This window comes from Pseudomonas sp. GM48 (genome assembly GCF_000282335.1).
GTDB lineage: Bacteria > Pseudomonadota > Gammaproteobacteria > Pseudomonadales > Pseudomonadaceae > Aquipseudomonas.
Genome location: NZ_AKJM01000022.1, coordinates 1 through 6,883, shown reverse-complemented (window position 1 = coordinate 6,883; position 6,883 = coordinate 1). Strand labels below are relative to the sequence as shown.

The following is a 6,883-nucleotide window of genomic DNA, read 5'->3' as shown; positions in this document are numbered from 1 at the left end:
CAAGCCCGCTCCCACAGTGATCGGTGTTGCATCAGAAATCAGTGTTTCCCCAGCCTGGCTTCACCTCTTCGGGCGCCACTGCATTGATAGTCTTCCCGGTAGCCGCCTCCACCCGCCGAGCCACCTCCGGGTCATCGGCAAACGGGATCAGGCTGGCGTCGTCGAGGCTCTTGGTAGTCTGGTGGCGCAGGCAGTATTCGATGGCGAACCACAGAAACGCCATACCCAGCAGGTTCAGCACGACTTCAGTCATCAGGCTATCTGCGCCTCACGTTCCACCATCGCCACGTCCGATACCCGCACTGTGCGCCACACGTTGTAGGCCATCAGCAACATGCCCGTGAGGAAGAGCACGCCGCCGGCGAAACGCACCACAAATCCCGGATGGCTGGCCTGCAGGGCTTCGACGAACGAGTAGGTCAAGGTGCCGTCGTCGTTGATTGCACGCCACATCAAGCCCTGGGTGATGCCGTTGACCCACATCGAGGCGATGTATAGCACAGTGCCGATGGTGGCGAGCCAGAAGTGCAGGTTGATCAGCGGCGTGCTGTGCATCTGCTCACGGCCGAAGATTTTCGGCACCATGTGGTATGTCGCGCCGAAGGTGATCATCGCCACCCAGCCGAGGGCGCCGGCGTGTACATGGCCGATGGTCCAGTCGGTGTAGTGGGAGAGGGCGTTGACCGTCTTGATCGCCATCATCGGCCCTTCGAAGGTCGACATGCCGTAGAACGCCAGGGACAGCACCAGAAAACGCAGGATCGGGTCGGTGCGCAACTTATGCCAGGCGCCCGACAGGGTCATCATGCCGTTGATCATGCCGCCCCAACTCGGCGCCACCAGGATCAGCGACATGGCCATGCCCAGGGACTGCGCCCAGTCCGGCAGCGCGGTGTAGTGCAAGTGGTGCGGACCGGCCCAGATGTACAGGGTGATCAGCGCCCAGAAATGCACGATCGACAAGCGATAGGAATACACCGGCCGACAAGCCTGTTTCGGCACGAAGTAATACATCATGCCGAGGAAACCGGTGGTCAGGAAAAAGCCCACGGCGTTGTGGCCGTACCACCATTGCACCATCGCGTCGGTGGCCCCGGAGTACACCGGGTAGGACTTGAACCAGCCCACCGGAATCGACAGGTGGTTGACCACGTGCAGCATCGCAATGACCACGATGAACGCACCGAAGAACCAGTTGCCGACGTAGATGTGTTTGGTCTTGCGCTGCACCACGGTGGTGAAGAACACGATGGCATAAGCGACCCAGACCACGGTCATCCACACCGCGCCGGAGAACTCGATCTCGGCGTATTCCTTGGTGGTGGTATAGCCCAGCGGCAGGGTGATCAGCATCACCACAATGACCGACTGCCAGCCCCAGAAGGTGAAGGCGGCGAGCTTGTCCGAGAACAGTCGCACCTGACAGGTGCGCTGCACCGCGTAATAACTGGCGGCGAATTGCGCGCTGCCGGCGAATCCGAAAATCACCAGGCTGGTGTGCAACGGGCGCAAACGACCGAAAGTGGTCCACGGCAGATCGAGGTTCATCTGCGGCCACACCAGTTGCGAGGCGATCCACACGCCCATCGCCATCCCGACGACGCCCCAGATCACGGTCGCCACGACGAATTGGCGCACGACCTTGTAGTTATAGGCCTGTCCGATAGTTGTTGTGCTCATGCTCAATGCTTCCACGGTTGCAATGCCGTGCACTGTAGAAATCCCGATGGAAACAAAACAGGCTCAGGAAACTTTCATTTATGCGGATCAGATTTGAGACCATCCTGCGGCCATCTGCTGCAATCTGATACGGTTTTTATGCATTCAGGTGAATCTGTAATGATCTGCGCCGCAGGTCCATAGTCATGCCACACAAGAACCGCCAAACCCCACCGGCTGTAGCAGCTGCCGAGCAACGCGAGGCTGCGTTCGGCGGCGCAGCCGTCGTAAACCCTGCGAACGCGGCATTCCTGAATACCGCGTCGTTTGATTTCACGACGGCTGCGCCGCCGAACGCAGCCTCGCGTTGCTCGGCAGCTGCTACGGGCGAGGCGAAGTTACGGGGATGCGCGGTCAATCCTGATGAGGTATTTACATGTATCAGTACGATGATTATGACCGGGCACTGGTGTTCGAACGGGTTGCGCAGTTCCGCGATCAGGTTGAGCGTTTCATGGCCGGCGAACTGAGCGAAGAAGAGTTCCTGCCGTTGCGCCTGCAGAACGGCCTGTACATGCAAAAACACGCCTACATGCTGCGCGTCGCCATTCCCTACGGCACGCTGAGTGCCCGGCAAATGCGCACGCTGGCGAGCATCGCCCGGGATTACGATCGCGGATACGGTCACTTCACCACCCGGCAGAACATGCAGTTCAACTGGATCGAACTGGCCCAGGTGCCGGACATCCTCGAACGCCTGGCCCAGGTGGAAATGCATGCGATCCAGACCTCCGGCAACTGCGTGCGCAACATCACCACCGAAGCCTTCGCCGGGGTTGCGGCAGACGAAATGATCGACCCGCGACCGCTGGCGGAAATCCTGCGGCAGTGGTCGACCATCAACCCGGAATTCCTGTTCCTGCCACGCAAGTTCAAGATCGCCATCTGCTCGGCCGAACAGGACCGGGCGGCGATCATGATGCATGACATCGGCCTCTATCTTTACCCCGGCAACGACGGGCAAATGCTGTTGCGGGTGATCGTTGGCGGCGGTCTGGGGCGCACGCCTATCCTCGGTTTGCAGATCCGCGAAGGCTTGCCGTGGCAGCACCTGCTGTCCTACGTCGAGGCGGTGTTGCGGGTGTACAACCGCCATGGCCGGCGGGACAACAAATACAAGGCGCGGATCAAGATCCTGGTCAAGGCCCTGGGCATCGAAGCCTTCGCCCGGGAAGTGGAGGAGGAGTGGCAGCACCTCAAGGACGGCCCGGCGCAACTGACCTTTGATGAGTTCGAACGCGTGGCCGGCGCCTTCGTCGCGCCGCCTTATCGCGAGCTGGCGGACACCAGCCTCGATTACGGCACGCATCTGGCCGACAACCCGGCGTTCGCGCGCTGGGTGCTGCGCAATGTTCAGCCGCATAAAGTGCCGGGCTACGCCAGCGTGGTGTTGTCGACCAAACCGGGCAGCGCTTCGCCACCGGGCGACGTCACGGACAAACAAATGGAAGCGGTGGCCGACTGGGCCGAGCGCTTCGGTTTCGGCGAGATCCGCATTGCCCATGAACAGAACATCGTCCTGCCGGACGTGCCAAAAGCCGAGCTGTTCGCGCTGTGGTGCCTGGCCTGCGAACACAATCTGGGCAGCGCCAACGCCGGTTTGCTCACCGACATCATCGCTTGCCCCGGCGGTGATTTCTGCGCGCTGGCCAACGCCAAGTCGATCCCCATCGCCCAGGGCATTCAGGCGCGTTTCGACGACCTCGATTACCTGCACGACCTGGGCGACATCAGCCTCAACATCTCCGGCTGCATGAACGCCTGCGGTCACCACCACATCGGAAACATCGGCATCCTCGGCGTCGATAAGAACGGCAGCGAGTGGTACCAGATCACCCTCGGCGGTGCCCAAGGCAAGCACAGCGCGCTGGGCAAGGTCATCGGGCCGTCGTTCAGCGCCGCCGAAGTGCCGCAGGTGATCGAGCAGATCATCGAGACTTTCGTGCGTTATCGCGAGAGTGAGGAGCTGTTTGTCGACACCGTGCAGCGCATCGGTCTGGAGCCGTTCAAGGAAGCGGTCTATCCGAAAGTGCTGGGGGTGTCGGCATGAACAATCTGTTGCGGCTGGAAGAGGGCGTGGCGCGGATTGTTGCGGATGATCCGTGGACACTGGTGCGCGACCCGGAGCAACCAGTGCCAGACGGTGCCGTGATCCTGCCGCTCGCCCGATGGCTGGAAAACCCTCGGCAACAGGGTGTGTGGCTGGGGCCGGACGATGAAGTGGAAAGTCTCAAGCCATGGTTTGCCCAACTGCCGCTGATCGCCCTGGACTTCCCGAGCTTTCGTGATGGTCGCGGCTACAGCCAGGCTTATCTGCTGCGCACCCGATTGGGTTGGGCCGGCGAGTTGCGCGCGATCGGCGACGTTCTGCGCGATCAACTGAGCCACATGCGCCAATGCGGTTTCGACAGCTTCGCCGTGCGCGAAGACAAATCCGCCGAGGATGCGTTGAAAGGCCTGGCGGGGATGAGCGTGCTTTACGGGCGTTCGGTGATCGAGCCGAGGCCGTTGTTCAGACGTCGTTGAAGTTTTCGCCCGTTGTACGTTGTAGCAGCTGCCGAGCAGCGCGAGGCGGCGTTCGGCTGCGCAGCAGTCGTAAATTCTGCGAACGCGGTATTCCTGAACACCGCGTCGTTTGATTTCACGACGGCTTCGCCGCCGAACGCCGCCTCGCGCTGCTCGGCAGCTGCTACGGGCGGGAGTTATTTCAACGCGGGATCCCCCATGTTGATTTTCTTCCAGCCTTGCAGCAGCACCTGCGCCTTCGGTTCCTGTCCGTTGTCGAGGTAGTACTGGATCAGCGACAGCCGCGCATTGCGGTTGGCCGGCTGAACTTTCAACAACCTTTCCAGCTCCTCGCACGCGGCAGCCACTTTGCCACTGTCATGCAGGGCCACCGCCAGCACGTAGCCGTACTGCGGGCTCTGCGGCTCCAGTTGCGCGGCTTTGCGCAGGAACGGCATGGCCTGGTCGGCTTTGCCCGCGCGTACCAGCGACAGGCCCTGAGTATGTTGCAGCAGGGCGGCGTCCGGGTGTTCCTTGAGGCTTTGCACCATTAGCGCCTGGGCTTCCTGAGTGCGGCTGTTGGCTTCCAGCCATTGCACCAGTGTTACCAGTGCCGGGTAGAAGTCCGGATCGCGTTGGAGCGCAATTCGCAGCAGGCCTTCGACATCACCACCACGACCACTGGCCTGATACAGCATCGCCAGGTTGAGATTGGCTTCGGCGCGTTCGGCCAGGCTTTTCTGCACCGTTTCGTACTCGGCAATGGCGGCATTCCAGCTGTCCTGGGCGCCGCCCAGACCGTTGCGCGCCACGCTGAGCAAGTCCCGGGCTGCGGCAATGCGCACGGCTTTCACCGGGTCACTGAGCAACGGCGTCAATAGCTGTGCACGCTCTGCTGGCGGCAGGAAAGCACTGATCGCCCGGATGGCGCTTTCACGCACTTGCGGGGCCGGATTGCCCAGGTCTTTGGTCGCCAGTTTCAACGCCTGTTCGCTGGGGTACATCGGCAATTCGGCCAGCAGGGTCGCCCGTTGAATCGCTGGCAGATTGCTGCGTTGCAACTGTTCGTACAAGGCTTGCGCCGCGCCGGGCTGGCCGTTGCGAATCAGCCACAGGTTTTCGTCGTAGCGCGGGGCTTGCGGGGTACTGGCGGTATTCCACAGCTTGAATTGTTCGGTGATTTTGTCGCTGTCCTTACCCTGGTGGCAGGTCAGGCAAGCGTCCGGCGTGCCGAGTTTTTTCGCTCGCTCGGGATTGGGAATGCTGAAGCTGTGGTCATGCCGGAAGTCGTTGCCCATGTAGAACTTGCCGGGCATGTGGCAATCCACGCACTGCGAACCCGGTTGGCCCATGGTGTGGCGAGTGTGTTCGATGGAATCGTAGTTTTTCGCTTGCAGGCCTTTGCCGTCGACGCCTTCCACGGTGGTTTTGCCGGCGGTGTTGTGGCATTGCAGGCACACACCGTTACCTGGCGCTTTCAGCTGGGTGCTGTGGGGGTTGTGGCAGTTGCTGCAACGCACGCCCTTGTCGAACATTTTGCTCTGGGCAAAGGAGCCGTGTTCGAACACTTCGTCCTTGATCTTGCCGTCCAGCGCATACAGTTCGCGGGTCAGGACACTCGGTAGATAGTCATCCATCAGGCGCTTGCCAACCGTGTTACCGTCGCCCAGTGGTGCGCGGCGCGAGTGGCAGCGGGCGCAGGTTTCAATTTCGACAGTTGCATTCTTGTCCTTGAGGTCGACGGCAAATCCGGCGTGGATCAGGTCGGTTTTCTTCGCGGTCCATTCCAGGTGACTGGACGCGGGGCCATGGCAGGCCTGACAGCCGACACCAAGGCTGTTCCAGTGGCTGTCGAAGGTGTTTTTTGCCGCATCGAAATTGCGCTTGTAGCCGGTGGTATGGCATTCGACGCACATGAAGTTGGCGTTCTGGCCGGGTTTGCTCCAGTGCAGCGGGTTCTTGAAGGTCACCCCCTGGCCCGGATAAAGGTGAAACCAGCGCTGCTTCTCGGTATCCCAGGCCACGCCGAGGGCCTGTAGCCGACCATCGCCGACCTCGATCAAGTATTGCTGCAACGGGGCAATGCCAAAGGTGTAAGCGACCTTAAAATCGGCATTCTTGCCATCGATACCCGGCGTATTGACCCAGAATTCATCGCCTTTGCGCGAGAACACCGTGGCCTCCTTTTCGGCCTTGAAGGTGACGTTATTGAAGTCGCCGAGCAGGGTGTCGGCGTTGGCTTGCTGCATCGCCAATTGGTGATGGGAGCCTTGCCAGTCCTTGACCTGTTCGCCGTGGCAGCCCTGGCATTGTTGTTCATCGACCATTTTCGCCGGCGCGATAGCGGCCGGTTGCACGGCGGGTGTGCTGACGGGAGCAAGCTTGAGTGGCGTCGGGGTGCTGCTTAGCAAAAACCAGCCGATGCCCGCCACGGCCAGGAGCAAGATGCCGATGGTGACAGGGAACAGATAACGCTTGATCAGGGGCGGTGGCGAATCAGGGTTTGGGGATGCAGCTTTATTTTTATGTTTCGGCATCACGACTTCCATGGTCAAGGTGCGATTGCCGTCAGGCGTGCGTTGAAGCTTGATACAGCTTTGTCGGATGGTCGGCCTGTGTCAAATGGCATTGTTTTGAGGCTGATGGCCCCTTCGCGAGC

Annotated in this window: 5 protein-coding genes; 2 read left to right on the top strand and 3 right to left on the bottom strand. The window is 60.8% G+C overall.

Annotation, left to right across the window (positions count from 1 at the left end):
- Positions 1–31: 31 nt before the first annotated feature.
- Positions 32–253 carry a hypothetical protein gene (locus PMI28_RS25505; protein WP_007982365.1) on the bottom strand — a complete coding sequence of 74 codons (222 nt, stop codon included), beginning with the start codon at positions 251–253 and terminating at the stop codon, positions 32–34.
- A complete protein-coding gene (gene ccoN, locus PMI28_RS25510) occupies positions 253–1,680 on the bottom strand; it encodes a cytochrome-c oxidase, cbb3-type subunit I (RefSeq protein ID WP_007982363.1) in 1,428 nt (475 codons plus the stop codon). Before ccoN ends, PMI28_RS25505 begins: the two co-directional genes overlap by 1 nt.
- Positions 1,681–2,095: 415 nt before the next feature.
- On the opposite strand from ccoN, the gene PMI28_RS25515 reads away from it, so the two are divergent.
- Positions 2,096–3,769, top strand: a complete 1,674-nt coding sequence (locus PMI28_RS25515) for a nitrite/sulfite reductase (RefSeq protein ID WP_007982361.1) — start codon at positions 2,096–2,098, stop codon at positions 3,767–3,769.
- Positions 3,766–4,245, top strand: a complete 480-nt coding sequence (locus PMI28_RS25520; protein ID WP_007982359.1) for a DUF934 domain-containing protein — start codon at positions 3,766–3,768, stop codon at positions 4,243–4,245. The genes PMI28_RS25515 and PMI28_RS25520 overlap by 4 nt, the downstream gene beginning before the upstream one ends.
- Before the next feature lie 176 nt (positions 4,246–4,421).
- Here PMI28_RS25520 and PMI28_RS25525 read toward each other — a convergent pair whose 3' ends face one another.
- On the bottom strand, positions 4,422–6,761 hold the full coding sequence (locus tag PMI28_RS25525; protein ID WP_007982357.1) for a tetratricopeptide repeat protein: 2,340 nt from the start codon (positions 6,759–6,761) through the stop codon (positions 4,422–4,424).
- Positions 6,762–6,883: the final 122 nt, after the last annotated feature.

Excerpts from the sequence above, each read along its gene's own strand:
- PMI28_RS25520 (WP_007982359.1), top strand. The coding sequence starts at position 3,766 with ATGAACAATCTGTTGCGGCTGGAAGAGGGCGTGGCGCGGATTGTTGCG.
- ccoN (WP_007982363.1), bottom strand. The coding sequence starts at position 1,680 with ATGAGCACAACAACTATCGGACAGGCCTATAACTACAAGGTCGTGCGC.
- PMI28_RS25505 (WP_007982365.1), bottom strand. The coding sequence starts at position 253 with ATGACTGAAGTCGTGCTGAACCTGCTGGGTATGGCGTTTCTGTGGTTC.
- PMI28_RS25515 (WP_007982361.1), top strand. The coding sequence starts at position 2,096 with ATGTATCAGTACGATGATTATGACCGGGCACTGGTGTTCGAACGGGTT.
- PMI28_RS25525 (WP_007982357.1), bottom strand. The coding sequence starts at position 6,761 with ATGCCGAAACATAAAAATAAAGCTGCATCCCCAAACCCTGATTCGCCA.